Annotated in this window: 16 protein-coding genes and 1 pseudogene; 4 read left to right on the top strand and 13 right to left on the bottom strand. The window is 67.8% G+C overall.

Features of this window, described 5'->3' with window-relative positions; all coding sequences use genetic code 11:
* Positions 1-98: 98 nt before the first annotated feature.
* Positions 99-299: a DUF3606 domain-containing protein gene (locus K309_RS0104225; RefSeq protein ID WP_029045258.1), complete on the top strand. Its 201-nt coding sequence runs from the start codon at positions 99-101 to the stop codon at positions 297-299.
* Between the two features lie 213 nt (positions 300-512).
* Positions 513-1,262 carry a carbonic anhydrase gene (locus tag K309_RS0104220; RefSeq protein WP_029045257.1) on the top strand — a complete coding sequence of 250 codons (750 nt, stop codon included), beginning with the start codon at positions 513-515 and terminating at the stop codon, positions 1,260-1,262.
* A 192-nt stretch (positions 1,263-1,454) separates the two neighbouring features.
* On the opposite strand, the gene K309_RS0104215 is transcribed toward K309_RS0104220, so the two are convergent.
* From K309_RS0104215 to czcI, 7 genes are all read right to left on the bottom strand, one after another.
* Positions 1,455-2,210, bottom strand: a complete 756-nt coding sequence (locus K309_RS0104215; protein WP_029045256.1) for a sulfite exporter TauE/SafE family protein — start codon at positions 2,208-2,210, stop codon at positions 1,455-1,457.
* Positions 2,211-2,221: 11 nt separating this feature from the next.
* A complete protein-coding gene (locus K309_RS0104210; protein WP_029045255.1) occupies positions 2,222-2,578 on the bottom strand; it encodes an antibiotic biosynthesis monooxygenase family protein in 357 nt (118 codons plus the stop codon).
* A 27-nt stretch (positions 2,579-2,605) separates the two neighbouring features.
* Positions 2,606-3,739, bottom strand: a complete 1,134-nt coding sequence (locus K309_RS0104205; RefSeq protein ID WP_035876776.1) for a cytochrome P450 family protein — start codon at positions 3,737-3,739, stop codon at positions 2,606-2,608.
* 57 nt (positions 3,740-3,796) lie between these two features.
* On the bottom strand, positions 3,797-6,976 hold the full coding sequence (locus tag K309_RS0104200) for a CusA/CzcA family heavy metal efflux RND transporter (RefSeq protein WP_029045253.1): 3,180 nt from the start codon (positions 6,974-6,976) through the stop codon (positions 3,797-3,799).
* A 12-nt stretch (positions 6,977-6,988) separates the two neighbouring features.
* Positions 6,989-8,281, bottom strand: coding sequence for an efflux RND transporter periplasmic adaptor subunit (locus tag K309_RS0104195; RefSeq protein ID WP_029045252.1), 1,293 nt, complete (start codon positions 8,279-8,281; stop codon positions 6,989-6,991).
* A 17-nt stretch (positions 8,282-8,298) separates the two neighbouring features.
* Positions 8,299-9,579, bottom strand: coding sequence for a TolC family protein (locus K309_RS0104190; RefSeq protein WP_029045251.1), 1,281 nt, complete (start codon positions 9,577-9,579; stop codon positions 8,299-8,301).
* 96 nt (positions 9,580-9,675) lie between these two features.
* Positions 9,676-10,044 carry a cation efflux protein, CzcI family gene (gene czcI / locus K309_RS0104185; RefSeq protein WP_029045250.1) on the bottom strand — a complete coding sequence of 123 codons (369 nt, stop codon included), beginning with the start codon at positions 10,042-10,044 and terminating at the stop codon, positions 9,676-9,678.
* A gap of 246 nt (positions 10,045-10,290) precedes the next feature.
* Between czcI and K309_RS0104180 the strand changes: the two genes are divergently transcribed.
* A complete protein-coding gene (locus K309_RS0104180; RefSeq protein WP_029045249.1) occupies positions 10,291-10,596 on the top strand; it encodes a hypothetical protein in 306 nt (101 codons plus the stop codon).
* Positions 10,597-10,707: 111 nt separating this feature from the next.
* Here K309_RS0104180 and K309_RS0104175 read toward each other — a convergent pair whose 3' ends face one another.
* The 6 genes and pseudogenes from K309_RS0104175 to K309_RS0104145 form a co-directional block, all read right to left on the bottom strand.
* On the bottom strand, positions 10,708-10,911 hold the full coding sequence (locus tag K309_RS0104175) for a zf-HC2 domain-containing protein (RefSeq protein WP_029045248.1): 204 nt from the start codon (positions 10,909-10,911) through the stop codon (positions 10,708-10,710).
* A gap of 46 nt (positions 10,912-10,957) precedes the next feature.
* The gene (locus tag K309_RS0104170) at positions 10,958-11,548 is read right to left on the bottom strand and encodes a sigma-70 family RNA polymerase sigma factor (RefSeq protein WP_029045247.1); all 591 of its coding nucleotides are present in this window, start codon (positions 11,546-11,548) and stop codon (positions 10,958-10,960) included.
* A 65-nt stretch (positions 11,549-11,613) separates the two neighbouring features.
* Positions 11,614-12,296, bottom strand: a pseudogene (locus K309_RS39725) (AAA family ATPase); the annotation flags it as partial.
* A gap of 138 nt (positions 12,297-12,434) precedes the next feature.
* Positions 12,435-13,448 (bottom strand): GlxA family transcriptional regulator, encoded by a 1,014-nt coding sequence (locus tag K309_RS0104155; protein ID WP_035876773.1) that lies wholly within the window; start codon positions 13,446-13,448, stop codon positions 12,435-12,437.
* A 12-nt stretch (positions 13,449-13,460) separates the two neighbouring features.
* Complete coding sequence (gene choW / locus K309_RS0104150; protein WP_029045243.1) at positions 13,461-14,357, bottom strand: choline ABC transporter permease subunit; 897 nt, start codon at positions 14,355-14,357, stop codon at positions 13,461-13,463.
* Positions 14,350-15,507 (bottom strand): quaternary amine ABC transporter ATP-binding protein, encoded by a 1,158-nt coding sequence (locus tag K309_RS0104145; RefSeq protein ID WP_029045242.1) that lies wholly within the window; start codon positions 15,505-15,507, stop codon positions 14,350-14,352. Before K309_RS0104145 ends, choW begins: the two co-directional genes overlap by 8 nt.
* Before the next feature lie 438 nt (positions 15,508-15,945).
* Here K309_RS0104145 and purU point away from each other — a divergent pair, with 438 nt between their 5' ends.
* Positions 15,946-16,818, top strand: a complete 873-nt coding sequence (gene purU, locus K309_RS0104140; RefSeq protein ID WP_029045241.1) for a formyltetrahydrofolate deformylase — start codon at positions 15,946-15,948, stop codon at positions 16,816-16,818.
* Positions 16,819-16,850 lie beyond the last annotated feature (32 nt).

Raw genomic sequence — 16,850 nt, 5'->3', positions numbered from 1 at the left:
GGCATGGCGCACAGCGTCCGCATTGCATGCAACGCGATCGCGATCACTGCCTACAATGCAAGGGTCGTGTCGCGCCGAGGCACGGACAGGAGGCGAGCATGATCGATGCAACGAGCCAGTTCAGGCCTTTGGATCCGGGCCGCGTTAACCTGATGGATCCGCTTGAAGTGCAGTACTGGTGCCGCGAGCTTCACTGCAGCGAGCAGGATCTCGAAGCGGCCGTCGATGCCGCCGGCGACCATATCGCCGCGGTGCGGGACCAGCTGGAGTCAGGCCAGCCGGGCACCCCGCCACACTGAAGCCAGGCACGGCCGGATCATGCCGGCCGTGCCTGTCATGATGTCTGCCATGTACCAGCAATAAGCGCAGTGCAGACCGGAATTCAGTAATGCTGTGTTCGCGTGGGGCGAGTTTTGCTGCATGATTTCGGGCCCGGGTCAGGCCTGGCATCAGACCGTGCCAACCCGGGAGATCCGGGTACAAGGGGGTCACCTACACGAGGACGCACCGATATGACCATCAAGCTGCCGGCCATCACCATTTGCGCAGCTCTGCTCGCCCCTGCCGCCTGGGCAGGCAACGACACCCACTGGAGCTACGCCGGACCGACCGGCGCCGGCCATTGGGGCGAGCTCGACGCCGGCTACAAGACCTGCACGCTGGGCAAGCACCAGTCGCCCATCGATATCCGTACCGACAAGGCCGTGAGCGCCGACCTGAAGCCGATCGGCTTTGGCTACACCGCGACGCAGGCAACCGTGGTCAACAACGGCCATACCATCCAGGTCAACTTGCCTGCGGGCGGGCAAGCCGAGTTCGACGGCACGGCGTACAAGCTGGTGCAGTTCCACTTCCATACGCCGAGCGAGGAGAAGATCAACGGCAAGGCGTACCCGCTGGTGGCGCACCTGGTGCACCAGAACGCAGAAGGCAAGCTGGCGGTGGTGGCGGTGCTGTTCAAGACCGGGCGCGAGAATGCGGCGTTGCAGCCGGTCTTTGCCAGGCTGCCGGCCAGGGCCGGTGAATCGCGCGAGCTGGGTGCGCCGATTGACGTGGCGGCGCTGCTGCCCGCGCAGCAATCCTACTGGGCGTTCACCGGCTCGCTGACCACGCCGCCTTGCAGCGAGGATGTGAAGTGGCAGGTGTTGAAAACGCCGGTGGAGATTTCGGCGGCGCAATTGGCGGCGTTCCGCAAGCTTTACCGGATGAATGCGCGGCCGGTGCAGCCGTTGAATGGGCGGGTCGTGCAGGCGGGGCGTTGAGGGCCGTGCGCGTACCCATGCCCCTTGCCTGACGCTTGTGTGCTCCCTCTCCCGCTTGCGGGAGAGGGTCGGGGTGAGGGCGGGGACGTCGACGAAGTCATGCATCGGCATAGCGACCGCCTGCCCTCACCCCTGCCCCTCTCCCGCAAGTGGGAGAGGGGAGCAAACCGGCGGTATAGCATCGACCTGCGGTCAGGAGAGACCGCGCATCGCCAGCTCGCCGCCCAGCACCAGCAGCCCGCAGAAAAACAGCTTGCGAAATCGCTCCGCACTGATGCGATGCCGCAGCCATTGCCCGATGAACATGCCGCCGAGCGCGGGCACCAGCGCCAGCAGTGAAGCCCCCAGCACCGGTGTGTGCAGCAGCGATCCGCCCAGCGCCAGGCTGACCGCCAGCGCAATGGTCGATATCGTGAAGGACAGACCCAGCGCCTGCACCAGGCTTTCCTTTTCGAGTCCCAACCCTTGCAGGTAAGGCACGGCGGGAATCACGAACACGCCGGTCACCGCAGTGATCGCGCCAGTCACCAGGCCGACCAATGGCCCGAGCCAGGCCTCCGCCGCCGGCTTGACGTGCAACTTTACCGCCGCCAGTCCAACCACCGCGTACAGCACCAACGCCACGCCCAGCGCCGAGGTGGCATGCGTCGTCAACCCTGTCGGCACCAGCGCGGTGCACAGCCACGTGCCGGCGCAGATCGCCGCGAGCATCGGCCACAGCCGAAGTACCAGTTGCCCGAAGCGGGGACCGCTGAACAGCTGCACCACGTTGGTCACCATCGACGGCGCCACCAGCAGCGCCGCGGCCTGCGCCGGCGGCATCAACAGCCCGAGCAGCCCCACCGCGACGGTGGGAAGGCCCAGGCCGACCACGCCTTTGACAAAGCCGGCCAGCAGGAAGGTCAGGCCGATAAAGGCGGCTTGCGTGCCGATGGCTTCCATCGTCATCGCTGGCTCCTTCAGCCGGGCTTGCGGTCGTGCACCGCGCGGCTGTCGGCGGGGGCTTCGTCGCGCGCGTGCATGCCGTAGTCGCGCAGCACCTGTGCCACACGCAGGCGGTAGTCGGCGAACACGCCGCCGCGGCCGGCGGCCTGCGCCTCGCGGTGCGCCACGGTATTGCGCCAGGCGATCACCGCGGCCTCGTCACGGAAGAACGATAGCGACAGGACCTTGCCCGGGTTGGTCAGGCTCTGGAAGCGTTCGACCGAGATAAAGCCGTCGATGGTCTCCAGCTCGCTGCGCAGCCTTGCGGCGATATCGAGGTAGGCATCGCGGCGGCCCGCTGCGGGCTCGACTTCAAAGATGACGGCGATCATGAGGGCTCCGTGCTTTTAGTAGGGGTCTCAGCAGAAATGCGGGATGCGTGCGTTCAACGAAGGACGATACCGGAACGCGCGCGCCAGTGCGGCCGGATCGGCGCCGCGCGCCAGCAACGCGCGGACCGTGGCGCCGGCGAGCGCCTGCGCCAGCCTGTCGCCGGGACACGCGTGGCGGCCGTGGCCGAAGGTCCATGGGCGTTTGCCATCCGCCATGCCAATGCAGGAAGCCGCGGCCAGCAGCACCAGCACCGCGTCGCCGGCCTTGATGTCGTGGCCGCACAGGCGAGCATCGGCGGCGAGGAATCGCCGCGTGTTCTGCACCGGCGGATCCAGCACCGCCACTTGCGCGGCCAGTACTTCCGGCGCGGTACCGGCCCGCACCGTGCCACGGCCGAGATGCAGCAGTGTATTGCCTGCCAGCGCGGCGGTGGCTTCGCAGGCCTGCACCAGCAAGCCGATGGTGTTGGCCGACACCGCTTGGGCATCGATGCCCGCAGCGCGCGCGGCCTGGTGCAACGACGGCAACGGGCCTGCTGCCGGTACGGCATCGGCGAGCCAGCTGCCGAGCCATTGCGCGGCGTCGGCGCCGGCTTGCACGGCGTTCGCATCGGCGAGCGGCGACTGTGCGGCGGCAAAGGCTGCCACATGGCCGGCCGCTGCCGCGGCGGTAGCGCGATCCACGGCGACCGGCAAGCCGAGCAGGTCGGCCAGCGTCACCACCGGCAGCGTGAACAGGAAGCCATTGATGCGCCCGGCGGACAATGCCGTGTCGGCGTCCAGCAGTTCAGCCAGCGCAGCCGCGCGATGGGCGGCGACGGACGCGTCGATGGTGGCCAGCATCGGCATCAGCAATCCCTTCAACGGCGCGTGCGCCGCGCCGTCGTTCATGCGGATCAGCCGGCCGAAGAGATCGCCGGCGGGCGAGCCGGCCAGTACGGGCGGCACCGGCTGCGCGGGCGGGCGCACGCGGCACTCGGGATGGGACAGCACCTCCGCCACTTCGCGCGCGCCGGCGGCCACCCACAAGCCGAGCCGCTGGTCGCGGAAGAACGGCCGGTGCGTCGCCAGTTCGCGGTAGTACGGGTAGGGATCGGGGTGCGTGACGGCGCTAAGCGGGTCGATGGCGGCGTCGGTATCGGACACGGCGGCAGGCAGCATGGCGGCACATGAGGACTGAATGTGCCGCCAGTTTGCCGCGTGCGCCGGGGAAACGCTTCACGGCGACGTGAAAGATGGATTGCTCGCGTGGCGGTTCGCAGCCACCGGGTCATCATCCCTGTGCGCCAGCCGGTACAACACCGGCAACACCAGCAACGTCAGCGCCGTCGACGACAGGATGCCGCCAATCACCACCGTGGCCAGCGGACGCTGCACTTCTGCGCCCGTGCCGGTGGCCAGCGCCATCGGCACGAAGCCCAGCGAAGCCACCAGCGCGGTCATCAGCACCGGCCGCAGCCGCGTCAGCGCACCGTCGCGGATGGCCTGGTCCAGCCCCAGGCCCTCTTCGCGCAGCGAGCGGATGAACGACAGCATCACCAGCCCGTTCAGCACCGCCACGCCGCACAGCGCGATAAAGCCCACCGCGGCCGAGATCGACAGCGGAATGCCACGCAGCCACAGCGCGAGGATGCCGCCGGTCAGCGCGAACGGGATGCCGGTGAAGACCAGCAGCCCGTCCTTGACGTTGCCGAACATCGCGAACAGCAGCACGAACACCAATCCCAATGCCAGCGGAACCACCACGCGCAGCCTTGCGGTAGCGGACTGGAGCTGCTCGAAGGTGCCGCCCCAGCTGGTCCAGTAGCCGGCAGGGATGCGCACGCGCTCGCGAATGGCGGCCTCCGCCTCGGGCACGAAGCTGCCGATATCGCGCCCGCGCACGTTCGCGCTGACCACTATTCGGCGCTTCCCGTTCTCGCGCGAGACCTGGTTAGGGCCAGGCGCGATCTCCACGGTGGCGACTTCGCTGAGCGGGATATAGCTGGTGCGCGCGCCGGCCACGGCGTCCTTCGGCAGCGCCACCGGCAGGCGCCGCAGCGCTTCCACGTCTTCGCGCACGGCATCGGGCAGGCGCACGACGATGTCGAAGCGCCGGTCGCCGCTGAAGAACGTGCCCGACACCTTGCCGCCGATGCCGATCGCCACGGCCTCCTGGATGTCGCTCAGGTTGAGCCCATAGCGCGCGGCCTTGTCGCGGTCGATATTGACGCTGAGCATCGGCAGCCCGGTGGTCTGCTCGACCTTGACCTCGGCCGCGCCCGCAATGCCCTGCAGCACCGCGGCGATGCGGTTGGCGGTGTCCTCCAGCACGGCGTTGTCGTCACCGAACACCTTGACCGCCACGTCCGAGCGCACGCCCGAGATCAGCTCGTTGAAGCGCAGCTGGATCGGCTGCGAGAACTCGTAGTTGTTGCCGGGGAGCTTGCCGACCTCTTCGCGGATCGCGGCGATCAGCTCGTCGCGCGTGCGGCGCGGCGCGGGCCATTCGGACTGCGGCTTGAGCATGATGTAGCCGTCCGAGATATTCGGCGGCATCGGGTCGGAGGCGATCTCGGCGGTGCCGGTGCGCGCGAACACGCGTTCGATCTCCGGGAATTTCGCCTTCAGCGTGGTCTCGACCTGCTGCTGCATCGCCACCGACTGCGTCAGGCTGGTGCCGGGAATGCGCAGCGCCTGGATGGCGAGGTCGCCCTCGTTGAGGCTGGGCACGAACTCGCTGCCCAGGCGCGTGGCGATCGCCAGGGACAGCGCCACCGCCACGCCGGCCAGCGCCAGCACCACCGGCGTCGCCGACAGCGTTCGGTCCAGCAGCACCGCGTAGCGCCGCCGCGCCCATGCCATCAGCCGGTTCTCGCGCTCGGCCACGCGATTGCCGATGGCCAGCGCCACCGCCGCGGGAACGAAGGTGACAGACAGCACCATCGCGCCCAGCAGCGCCAGCACCACGGTGATCGCCATCGGGTGGAACATCTTGCCCTCGACGCCGGTCAGCGCAAAGATCGGCAGGTACACCACCATGATGATGAGCTGGCCGTACAGCAACGGCCGGCGCGCCTCGCGCGCGGCGGCGAAGACCTCGTGCAGGCGTTCGGTGCGCGTCAGCGCGCGGCCATGGCGCTGCTGCGCATGCGCCAGGCGCCGCACGCAGTTCTCGACGATCACCACTGCGCCGTCGACGATGATGCCGAAGTCCAGCGCGCCCAGGCTCATCAGGTTGGCGCTGGTGCGGGTGTGGACCATGCCGGTGAAGGTGAACAGCATCGACAGCGGGATCACCAGCGCGGTGATCAGTGCCGCGCGCAGGTTGCCGAGGAACAGGAACAGGATGGCGATCACCAGCACCGCGCCTTCCAGCAGGTTCTTCTTCACCGTGGCGATGGCCTTGTCGACCAGCGTGGTGCGGTCGTACACGGTGATCGCCTTCACGCCGGCCGGCAGCGTGCGGTTGATCTCCGCCATCTTGCGGTCGACGGCCTGCGACACCGTGCGGCTGTTCTCGCCGATCAGCATGAAGACCGTGCCCAGCACCACCTCGCGGCCATCCTCGGTGGCGGCGCCGGTGCGCAGCTCGCCGCCGGTCTGCACGCTGGCCAGGTCGCGCACGCGGATCGGCTGGCCTTGCGCGGTGCCGACGATGACGTCGCGGATATCGTCGAGCGAGCGCACCTGGCCCGGCACGCGCACCAGGTATTGCTCGCCGCGCCGCTCGATATAGCCGGCGCCGACGTTGTCGTTGTTCTTCTCCAGCGCGGTCACCACGTCGGCGAGCGACAGGCCATACGATGCCATCCGTTCAAGGCTGGGCGCCACCATATAGGCGCGCGCATGGCCGCCGATGGCATTGACCTCGGTCACCCCCGGCACGTTGCGCAGCTGCGGGCGAATCACCCAGTCCTGGATTTCGCGCAGGTCGGACAGCGTGTACGGCGTGCCGTCCGGCTTGCGCGCGTTGGGCTCGGCTTCCACGGTCCACAGGTAGATCTCGCCAAGGCCGGTCGAGATCGGCCCCATCGCAGGCGTAATGCCGGTGGGAAGCTTGTCGCGCGCTTCCTGGATGCGCTGGTTGACCAGCTGCCGCGCGAAATGGATATCGGTGCCTTCGCGGAAGATCACCGTGACCTGCGACAGCCCGTAGCGGGACAGCGAGCGGGTCTGCTCCAGCCCAGGCAGGCCCGCCATCACGGTCTCGACCGGATAGGTGATGCGCTGCTCGGTCTCCAGCGGCGAATAGCCGGGCGCGGCGGTGTTGACCTGCACCTGGACATTGGTGATGTCAGGCACGGCGTCGATCGGCAGCCGGGTGTAGTTGTACAGTCCCAGCGCGGCCATGCCGAGCACGGCCAGCAGCACCAGCCAGCGCTGCTCGATGGCAAAGCGGATCAGGCGTTCGAACATGGCGCCTCCCGCTCAATGCTCATGCCCGGCGCTGGCCTTACCCAGCTCGGACTTGAGGATGAAGCTGTTGGCCGCGGCGTAGCGCGCACCGGCCTGCAGGCCTTCGGTGATCTCGACCAGCTTGCCGCCGCTGCGGCCGGTCTTGACCGGCTGCACGGCAAACCCGCCCGGCACCGCGACGAACACGGCGCTGCGCCCGTCGACCTGCTGCACGGCATCGGCTTCCACCGTCACCGGCACCTGCGTCGCGGCGCCGAGGACGCTGACGGTGACGAACAGGCCGGGCCGCCACGCCATGCCGGGATTGGCCAGCGTCACGCGTGCCTTGGCGGTGCGGGTCTGCTCGCCGAGCAGCGCGCCGACGTAGGAGACCTTGCCCTCCGCCTGCGTCTCGGAGGCGGTGGAGCGGATCCTGACGGTCTCGCCCACGCGCACCTGGTCGAGGTCGCGCGCCGACACCACGAACTCGGCCCATACCGAACTCAGGTCCGAGATGGTGAAGACGCTGGCGTCTTCCTTGACGGCCTCGCCCAGCGACAGGTGCTTCTCCACGATGATGCCGTCGAACGGGGCGCGCAGCGCGAACTGGTTCAGGCTGCCTCCCTTGCCATCCTTAGCGGCGCTCTCCGACGCGCCGATCGCAACCAGCTTCTGCCTAGCGTTCTGCACCGCGATCTGCGCCTCTTCCAGCGCGGTGCGGGCCTGCTGGTAGTCCTGCTCGGCGGAGATCTTTTCCTGCCACAGCGTCTTCTCGCGCGCGTAGGTGGCGCGCGCCAGCGCCTCGCGCCGCTGCGCCGCGAGCAGTTCGCTGCGTTGCTCGGCCAGTGCCGTGCTGGCGATCACGGCCAGCACCTGGCCTTTGGCGACCTGCTCGCCCAGGTTGGCCGGCACCGCCTGGGCCACGCCCGCGACGCGCGGCACCACGTGCGCGGTGCGGTCGTCGTTGAAGCGGATCTCGCCGGGGAAATCGACACTGCCGCGCAGCGGCGCGGGGCCTGCCGTGGCGATGCCGATGCCGGCCTGCTGCACCTGCTCCGGCGTCAGCCTGATGACGTGGGGCTGGTCGGCGGCCTGCGCGGGCGCAGCGGCGGCAGCGGGGGCGCTGGCCGGCGAACTTGCCGGCTGGTCGTGCGCGTGGCCGTCGCCATGGTCGGCATGCTCGCCTTGTTCAGCGTGTTCGCCATGCTCATGCCCGGCCTCGCCTGAACTACCGCCCTTGCCCGTGAACAGGATCGCCGCGCCGCCCAGCAGCCCCGCGACCAGGATGGCCACCACCGCGGCCCGTTGTTGCTTGCTTATTGCCATGCTTGGAGCCTTCCGTATCAGTGTCCGAGGATGCGGTCGATGCTGGCGGCCGCGTCATAGGTGCGGGCCAGCACGTCCAGGTAGCGGATGCGCGCCTGGAACAGGGTGCGCTGGGCATCCAGCACATCGAGGAAATTGAACTTGCCGGCCTCGAACCCGCGCGAAGCGGCGGCATACGCCTGCTCCGCCGCGGGCAGCACCGAGCCCTGCAGCGTCTGCGCCGCGGCGCGCGACACCGACAGCTGCGTCGACGCCTGCTGCAGTTCATTGGCCAGCCGGATGCGGTTGGCGGCATGCACATCCTGCGCGCGGTCGGCGCGGCGCAGCGCCGCGTACAGGTTGCCCTGGTTGCGGTCGAACAGCGGCAGCGGGATCGCCACGCCCAGCACGGCCATGTTGCGGTTGGCCTCGTTGTCGCGCTTGGCGCCGAGGCTGACGGTGACGTCGGGGTACTGGCGGCTGCGCGCCACCGCCACTTCGGCGCGGCTGCGTTCGGCGGAGAGCCGGCTGGCGGCCAGCAGCGGCGAATCTTCCAGCGCGGTCTCCAGCGCGGCGGGCGCGGGGCGCGACGGCAGCGCGTCGAGGTCGCCCTGTGCCTGCGCGAAGCGCGGCGCGGCATTGCCCCACAGCGCGGCCAGCGACTGCCGTGCCGACTGCAGCGCGCCAGTGGCCTCGGCCAGCTCCAGCTCGGCGTTGGCCTGCTCGACCTGCGCGCGCGTTGCTTCCAGCGGCGCGACCTTGCCGGCGGCGACACGGCGCGAGGCGGCCTGCGCCGCACGGCTGGCGATGCCGACCGAGCCCTCGGCCAGCTTGACGCGCTCCTGCGCGACCAGCACGCCGAAGAAGCGCGCGATCACCGCCGCGCGCAGTTCGGCGCGCACGCCGCCCAGCTCGGCCTGCGCCAGTTCGCGGCCACGCTCGGCCACGCCGATGCGGGCAGCGCGCTTGCCGCCCAGCTCGATTGGCACGTTGAACTGCCCGGTGGTCGAGCGCGTGGCGCGGCGCGTGTCTTCCATCGACACCGCCAGCTCGGGGTTGGGAATCACGCGCGCCTGCGTCAGGTCGCCCTCGGTGGCGTCGAGCTCCTTGCCGGCGGCGGACAGCGCGAAGCTGCCGGCTTCGGCCAGCGCCAGCGCGGCGTCCAGCGTCAGCGTGCCGGATGGCTCGGATACGCCCGCAGCGCCCGCACCGGTGGCGTACGGCGAGGGTTGGATGGCGGATGGTGGCGTCTGGGCGACGCCGGCAAGCGGGCTGGTCAGGACGGCCGCCAGCCCCAGCGGCAGCAAAAGTCTTCGCATCGAATTGCACCAGGAAAGAAACCGGGAATTCGGCGAGACGCCTGAGTTCAGCGAATCAGGAAGAAGTCAGGGAAGCGGGTAGCGTCGTCTCGCCGGCTAAGCGAGACGGGGCCACTGCGGGCGGTCGGGGGCCCTGGCGCTGTGGGAGGAGAAACCGGACTGCGGCGGGGCCTGCGCCAGTGCAACGCGCTGGCTGGCCTGCACGCGTGGCCCGTCGGCGCGTGCGAACGGCACCGAGGCGATATGGCAGACGCCGCAGTCGGGATCGGCAACGCCCAGCTTGTCGACATCGGCGCCGGCCTTGGTTGCATGCTGGCCGGCATCGGCCTTGTGCTGGTGCTCGTGATGCCCCAGGTGCGCCTTGGCCGCCGTTGCCACCTCATGCCGGCAATACGCGGCCGCTCCCGCCCAGGCGAACTGGAGCGGCAGGATCAGCGCGAGGACGATGAGGAGCAGGCGTTGCATGTCGGGAATGGCGGCGAGCCGCAAGTTTAACCGAGGCTGGCCGGGGTTCACGCGATGAGCCGATTACATTTGCGTCATGCCATAACGGGTGAAGGATGGTAAATCTTATTTCAAATTTTTTGAATAACCTATCCACACCGATCCCCGTTTTCGCTCGGCAAAGGCTCCTATAGTTCGTTACATGAACGGCACGTACTCAATGCCAAACGTTCTGCCAGATTCAACGAACAATACTGGAGAAATCTCATGACCAAGACCGCCCGCTTCGCTTCCGCCCTGTTCCTGTCGCTGGCCGCCCTCGGCGCCGCGCACGCCGCTACTGCCGCCGAACGGCTGCCCGGCGACAAGTATGGCTACGAGTTCCGCTCGCACGATGCCTTCACCGATGGCGCCCGCGCCGGCAAGCCCGATCCGTATGTGGACGGCGCCCGCACGGTGGCCGGACTGGACCGTCGCGGCGTGTCGGCGGCCCCGGCGCGCAGCTTCGACCCGTACAGCGAAGGCAGCCGCGTGGGTGGTTTCGACCCCTACGGCGAGGGTGCGCGTGCGTAATTGCCGTGGGTTTGCTCCCCTCTCCCGCCTGCGGGAGAGGGGAGCCTTTGCCAGTGCCGTCAGCTTACGTTCAGCGCATCCAGGCGCGACCCCTGGCTACGGACAGCGGCCTCAATCCTCCCGCCCCATTCGCCGCATCGCCTCCCGCATGGTCCGCATCTGCGCGCTGAACACGGTGCAGGCTTCGCAGATCGCCAGGTGGCCGCGCACGCGCAGCCGTTCCACCCACGACAAAGGCTGGTCCAGCCCCTTCATGGTCAGGTGGTGGACTTCTTTGCAGTCCGGCAGCAGGCGGCGGGCGGGGCGGTCGGGCATGGTCGTTGCCGAGGGTTAAGTGGACGAGATCGTTCGCAAGGGCCGATCAGCCCTCGCCGGCAGCGCCACGCTGCCCGAACCAGCGCAGTTCCAGGCACTCGCGCAGCCGCATGCGGGCCCGGTACAGCATGGCCCATGCATTGGTCGCGCTGATCTGCAAGACCTGACAGATTTCTTCGGTATCGAGCTCCAGCCATTCGCGCATCATGAAGAGCCGGCCCAGCCGCGGCGGCAGCCGGTCGACGCATAGCTGCAGGATTTCAAAGAACTCGCGGCGCTCGAAGGCGCGCTCGGGATCGCCCCAGTCGGAAGGCGGATCCTGGTAGTGGCCGTTGCGCGTGAACAGCGCATCCAGCGCCTCCTGCTCCGACGGGGCCTCGCCGTCCTCCGGCGCCACCAGCGCCAGCCGCACCTCGCGCCGGCCGCTGCGCAGGCTGTCGATCAGCTTGTGCTTGAGGATGCCGACCAGGTAGGTGCGCAGCGACGAGTGGCCGGCAAAGCGCTCCGGGTGCTCCAGCGCGGCCAGCAGCGTTTCCGAGACCGCGTCTTCCGCCAGCACCTCATCGCGCAGTTGCAGGCGCGCAAAGCGCAGCAGGTAGGGCCGTACAGCCTGCAGTTCGGCAGGATCGAGGCTCATGGAGGCGCGTCAGCGGCGTTGGGAGATGCGCCATGATACCGCTGGCGCACGCTTCAGGGCGCGCTTCAGTTCAGTCCCCGGAATTGCCCGCACAGCCTGAACACGTCTTCAGTCAGCGGCACCTCCCGCGCGCGGGCATAGCGCGTGGCCCGCTTGAGCAGCTCCTTGATATCGCGTCCGCTGGCCTTGGGGTAGGCCCGCAGCAGCGCCTCGACCAGCCCGTCGCCCAGCTCGGCGCCCAGCTCGGCGCCGGACTGCGCCGCCTGCAGCCGCCACAGGCGCCGCGCATCGTCCTTGCCCGGCGTCTCGTAGTGGATGGTGGCGATGCAGCGCGACAGGATGGCATCGTCGACATCGCCGATGCGGTTGGTGGTCATGAACAGCAGGCCGTTGAAGTACTCCAGCGTGCGCAGGAACTCGGCGACGATGGCGCGAGGACTTCGGCATAGACCTCGGCGGTCAGCGTCTTGCCCAGCCCCGGCGCGCCCTGGCACAGGATGGTGGTGCCGCCCGACTTGCCGGGCACGAAGTCCTGCACCAGCACGTCCATGTGCGAGGTCAGGATATCGATCAGGTCGCGGTGGTGGTCCGGCAGCACCAGCTTGTCGCGCAGCTCGGGCTGGTAGCGGTACTCGGTCAGGTGCTGCACATGCACCCAGAGATTGCGGTGCCACTCCAGGTGGAAGAGATGCACATAGCCGTGCAGCGGCACCGACTCGAAGCCCGCTTCCACGCCGGCCTCGCGCCAGTGTTGTCGGGCGCCAGCATCTGGAACATCAGCGCGCGCTGGTTCTGGCTCTTGCTCAGCGTGTAGAGCGAATTCCGCCATCACCCATGACAGCATGCCTGAAGCAGCACTTGATCATCCGCATCACGCCGGGCGTTGTTATCCCGACTGCCGCCGTTCATGGCTGGGGGCATGCCCAAACTGCGCGCGGTACGCCTTGCTGAAATGACATGGCGACTGGAACCCGCAGGCCGTCGTCACACTGGCAATCGAGGCGTTGCTGGTGCGCAGCATCTCGCGCGCGCGCTTCAGGCGCAGGGTGAGGTAGTAGTGGGTCGGCGACACGTTCAGATAGAACTTGAACATTCGCTGCAGATGCCGCTGCGACAGCCGCACCAGCCGCGCGAGTTCGTCAAGCGACAGCGGCTCCTCGATATTCGCCTCCATCAGCCGGACCACCTCGATCAACTCCGCCCGCGACAGGCCAACGCGCGCATAGACCGGAATCGGCTGGGAATCGGTCGCACTACGTATGCGTTCGAGGATGAACTGCTCGGATACCTGCGTGGCAAGCTTCTGGCCGAAGCGCAGCCCGACCAGATAGAGCATCATGTCGATCGGCGCCGTGCCACCCGTGCAGGTAAGCCGGTCGCCATCGACGACAAACAGTTCGTCCGCGAACTGCACCAGCGGAAACTCTTCGTGGAGCGTGGACCGGTTTTCCCAATGCACGGCGCAGCGGTAGCCGTCCAGCAGCTTGCTGGACATCAAGGCATAGGCGCCTGTGCAGATCCCGCCGAGCGGCATGCCCCGCCCGGCGAGTCCGGCAAGCATCGTGCGCGTGCCGTCGTCGACGGCGTCGCGGATGTCAATGCCTCCGCAGACGATCATCACGTCCGGCAAAGCCGAGGCATCGAGGGCGCGGGTCGGACGCACTGCGATGCCGTTGCTGGCATACGCCGGCGCGCCGTTGGTTGAATAGATCGACCAGCTGTAGTGGTCGGCGCGCCCGAGATAGTTTGCCATGCGCAGCACCTCGACCGCGCTCGAGAACGCAATCATCGAGAAGTCCGGCAAGGTCAGAAAGCCGAAATGTGCGAGCGCCGACATCGGAGGTGAAGCGCTACCAGCTGGCACGGCCGCAACAGTTACCTCATCGATCTCGTCGTGCATGGCTGGTCGGGATCAGGCTTGCGCCGTGCTTGCCTTGGTGCTGAACAATTGCCTGAGTCCCGAGAACAGTGGTGCCTTCACGGACCCCGGCGCGCGGCCAAAGCTTTCGGTGATGCGGTCCAGGATGATTGCCAGCAGCACGACCGACAGGCCGCTTTCAAAGCCCAGGCCGATATCCAGGCGCTGGATGCTCGCCAGCACCTCGTTGCCCAGGCCGCCGGCGCCCACCATCGACGCGATGATCACCATCGACAGCGCCATCATGATCGTCTGGTTCACCCCCTGCATGATCGAGGGCAGCGCATTCGGGAACTGCACCTTGTACAACAGTTGCCACGGCGTACAGCCGAAGGCGTGGCCGGCTTCGACGATCTCCATGTTCACCTGGCGGATGCCAAGGCAGGTCAGCCGGACCGCTGGCGGCATGGCGAAGATCACCGTGGCAAGGATGCCCGGCACGCGGCCCAGGCCGAAGAGCATCGCCGCGGGTATCAGGTAGACGAACGCGGGCATGGTCTGCATCAGGTCGAGCACCGGACGGACGGTGGCCGCCACCACCCTGCTCCTTGCCGCCCAGATGCCGAGCGGAACGCCGAGCAGCAGGCTGATGACGGTCGAGGACAGCGTAAGGCCCAGCGTGAGGATGGTCTGGTCCCAGAAGCCGGTTGCGAAGATCACGAACAGCGACGCGGCGGTGAAGACCGCGAAGCGCCAGCCTACGCGCCACAGCCCGATGCCGATGAAGATCGCCATCATCAGCCACATCGGCACGGCTTGCAGCCCGCGCTCGATCAGTTCAGCGAGGCCCCCGATGGCGCGGCCGATGGCGTCGAACGTCGCCGCGTCGTGATCGAGGAGGTAATGGACGGATTGGTCGACCCAGCGGCCGAGGGGCAGGAGTTCAGACATGGTTACCTCGCGAGCGCGTGATGGCTTTCAGGATGACGGCGCGGCTGACCGAGCCGCAATAGCAGCCGTCGTCGTCGACGACCGGCAGCGCATTCGGGTTCGCGACCACGCGCTCGACGACATGGTCGAGCGAAGCGTTGCGCCGGATGCTTTCCACCGGCCGCACGCCCTGCGTGGCGTCGCGCGTGACGAAGCCGCGGAGCTTGCGCTGCGCATCGAGCACGAAGGCATAGTCTTCGCCGCCGTTCAGCGTCGCGGCGACGTTGGCCGCGTCGAGTTTCGACAGCGTCGGCACGGCGTTGGTCTGCATCAGGTCGCCGGCGGTCAGGTAGCGGCTCGTATCGATGCCGTCGAAGAACGTACGCACGTAGTTGTCGGCAGGGTTGGCAATGATCTCCTGCGGCGTGCCGACCTGGACGAGCCGGCCGCCCTCCATGATCGCGATCCGGCTGCCGATGCGCAGCGCCTCCTCCAGGTCATGCGATACGAACATGATGGTGCGGCGGTGCTCCTTCTGCAGCTGCAGCAGCACATTCTGCATCTCCTTGCGCTTGAGCGGATCGAGGGCCGAGAACGCCTCGTCCATGATCATCAGCGACGGATTGACCGCCAGCGCGCGCGCCAGGCCCACGCGCTGCTGCATGCCGCCCGACAGCTCGCGCGGCAGCTTCTGCGCGAACGTGGCCAGGCCGACCTGCTCCAGCACTTCCATGGCGCGGCGCTCGCGCTCCTTCCTGCCGACCCCAGCCACCTCCAGGCCGAATGCGGCATTGGACAGCACGGTGCGCTGCGGCATCAGCGCGAACGACTGGAACACCATGCTCATGTCCTTGCGGCGCAGCGCGATCAGCTCGCCGCGGCTCACGGCTGCCACATCGCGCCCGCCGATCAGCACCTTGCCGGCGGTCGGTTCGACCAGCCGGTTCACGAGGCGGATCAGCGTCGACTTGCCGGATCCCGACAGGCCCATCAGCACGAATATTTCGCCTTCCCTGACGTCGAACGACACGTTGTGCACACCGACCACGTGGCCGGTGCGCCGGAATACCTCATCCTTCGTCGAACCGGCGGCGAGCATGTCGAGTGCCTGCTTGGGATTGCTGCCAAATACCTTGCACAGACCTTCGACCACGACCTTTGGACTATCCATCGAAACCTCTCCTGGCCCTGCGGGGACTCACTCGTCATATGGCATGCCAACGCTTTCTCCACTCGTCCGGGAAGCGCTGGCGGCGCGTTACTACCTTCCTCCCTGGAATGCCTGAGCAAACCTTGTCGTCGCTTTGCAACCTGCGTTGCGCGATTCCCTACATGGTTGCCAAGAAACGCCCTCCCCTGCCGACTAATTCCGACAAGTGCTTGCGCAAATGCGACAACGGCAATCCGGCAAGGCGAATTTGACGGCGACTGTCCACAAACGGCGCCAACCATCCGACATGGGCGGGACGGCGCTACGTGCGGCGTGGCGCGTCGATACCAGCCACGCGGCGCTTCGGTTCTATCCGGTGCCCGCATGGCCTGATCTACTTGGCGCATGGCATGTGCGCGCACGAGGCGTCCGCGGCCAGTCAACCCAGAGAGGAATCGCATGAACGCGCAGTCTCCTTCACAACAGCACATCCTGACGCTGTCGTGCCCGAGCGCCCCCGGCCAGGTCGCCGCCACCGTCGGGCTGCTCGAGCGCCATCGCTGCTACATCGACGAACTGACCGTCTTCGACGACGACCTGAGCAACCGCTTCTTCCTGCGTTGCGTGTTCCACCCGACGGACGCGCGGGCGCTGGATGTCGGCCGGCTGCGGCAGGAATTCACGCCGATCGCGCAGGGCTACGGCATGCAGTGGGCCATCCACGATGCGCACGCCCGTCCCCGGGTGCTGATCATGGTGTCGAAGCTCGAGCATTGCCTGGCGGACCTGCTGTTCCGCTGGCGCATGGGCGAGCTGAAGATGGATATCGTGGGGGTCGCCTCGAACCATGCCGACCTGGAGCCGCTGGCGCGCCAGCATGACCTGCCGTTCCGGCACTTCCCGATCACGCCCGAGACCAAGGGCGAGCAGGAAGCGCGCTGGCTGGACCTGCTCGAGTCGAGCGGCGCGGAGCTGGTGATCCTCGCCCGCTACATGCAGGTTCTCTCGGCCGCGACCAGCGCGAAACTGGCCAACCGCGCGATCAACATCCACCATTCATTCCTGCCTGGCTTCAAGGGTGCCAGGCCCTATCACCAGGCGCATGCGCGCGGCGTCAAGCTGATCGGCGCGACCGCCCACTTCGTCACCGACGACCTCGACGAAGGCCCGATCATCGAGCAGGCCGTCGAGCGCGTCGATCATTCGTACCGGCCGGAGCAGCTGCTTGCGGTCGGCCGCGACGTGGAATGCATCACGCTGGCGCGCGCGGTGAAGGCGTTCATCGAGCGGCGGGTGTTCCTGAACGGGGACCGGACGGTGGTATTCCAGTAAGCGCAAGAAAGCGGGCCACGATCGCAAAACGA

This window comes from Cupriavidus phytohabitans, assembly GCF_000426345.1.
In the GTDB taxonomy this organism is placed as follows: Bacteria; Pseudomonadota; Gammaproteobacteria; order Burkholderiales; family Burkholderiaceae; genus Cupriavidus.
Note: the sequence above shows the minus strand (reverse complement) of the source record. Positions and strands in the feature narration are given on the sequence as shown.

Bases quoted from the DNA above. Each gene is read 5' to 3' on its own strand.
- K309_RS0104195 (WP_029045252.1), bottom strand. From the start codon at position 8,281: ATGGCAATAAGCAAGCAACAACGGGCCGCGGTGGTGGCCATCCTGGTC.
- K309_RS0104200 (WP_029045253.1), bottom strand. From the start codon at position 6,976: ATGTTCGAACGCCTGATCCGCTTTGCCATCGAGCAGCGCTGGCTGGTG.
- K309_RS0104190 (WP_029045251.1), bottom strand. From the start codon at position 9,579: ATGCGAAGACTTTTGCTGCCGCTGGGGCTGGCGGCCGTCCTGACCAGC.
- czcI (WP_029045250.1), bottom strand. From the start codon at position 10,044: ATGCAACGCCTGCTCCTCATCGTCCTCGCGCTGATCCTGCCGCTCCAG.
- K309_RS0104145 (WP_029045242.1), bottom strand. From the start codon at position 15,507: ATGGATAGTCCAAAGGTCGTGGTCGAAGGTCTGTGCAAGGTATTTGGC.
- K309_RS0104210 (WP_029045255.1), bottom strand. From the start codon at position 2,578: ATGATCGCCGTCATCTTTGAAGTCGAGCCCGCAGCGGGCCGCCGCGAT.
- K309_RS0104175 (WP_029045248.1), bottom strand. From the start codon at position 10,911: ATGCCCGACCGCCCCGCCCGCCGCCTGCTGCCGGACTGCAAAGAAGTC.
- K309_RS0104155 (WP_035876773.1), bottom strand. From the start codon at position 13,448: ATGCACGACGAGATCGATGAGGTAACTGTTGCGGCCGTGCCAGCTGGT.
- K309_RS0104205 (WP_035876776.1), bottom strand. From the start codon at position 3,739: ATGCTGCCTGCCGCCGTGTCCGATACCGACGCCGCCATCGACCCGCTT.
- choW (WP_029045243.1), bottom strand. From the start codon at position 14,357: ATGTCTGAACTCCTGCCCCTCGGCCGCTGGGTCGACCAATCCGTCCAT.
- K309_RS0104220 (WP_029045257.1), top strand. From the start codon at position 513: ATGACCATCAAGCTGCCGGCCATCACCATTTGCGCAGCTCTGCTCGCC.
- K309_RS0104170 (WP_029045247.1), bottom strand. From the start codon at position 11,548: ATGAGCCTCGATCCTGCCGAACTGCAGGCTGTACGGCCCTACCTGCTG.
- purU (WP_029045241.1), top strand. From the start codon at position 15,946: ATGAACGCGCAGTCTCCTTCACAACAGCACATCCTGACGCTGTCGTGC.
- K309_RS0104225 (WP_029045258.1), top strand. From the start codon at position 99: ATGATCGATGCAACGAGCCAGTTCAGGCCTTTGGATCCGGGCCGCGTT.
- K309_RS0104215 (WP_029045256.1), bottom strand. From the start codon at position 2,210: ATGACGATGGAAGCCATCGGCACGCAAGCCGCCTTTATCGGCCTGACC.
- K309_RS0104180 (WP_029045249.1), top strand. From the start codon at position 10,291: ATGACCAAGACCGCCCGCTTCGCTTCCGCCCTGTTCCTGTCGCTGGCC.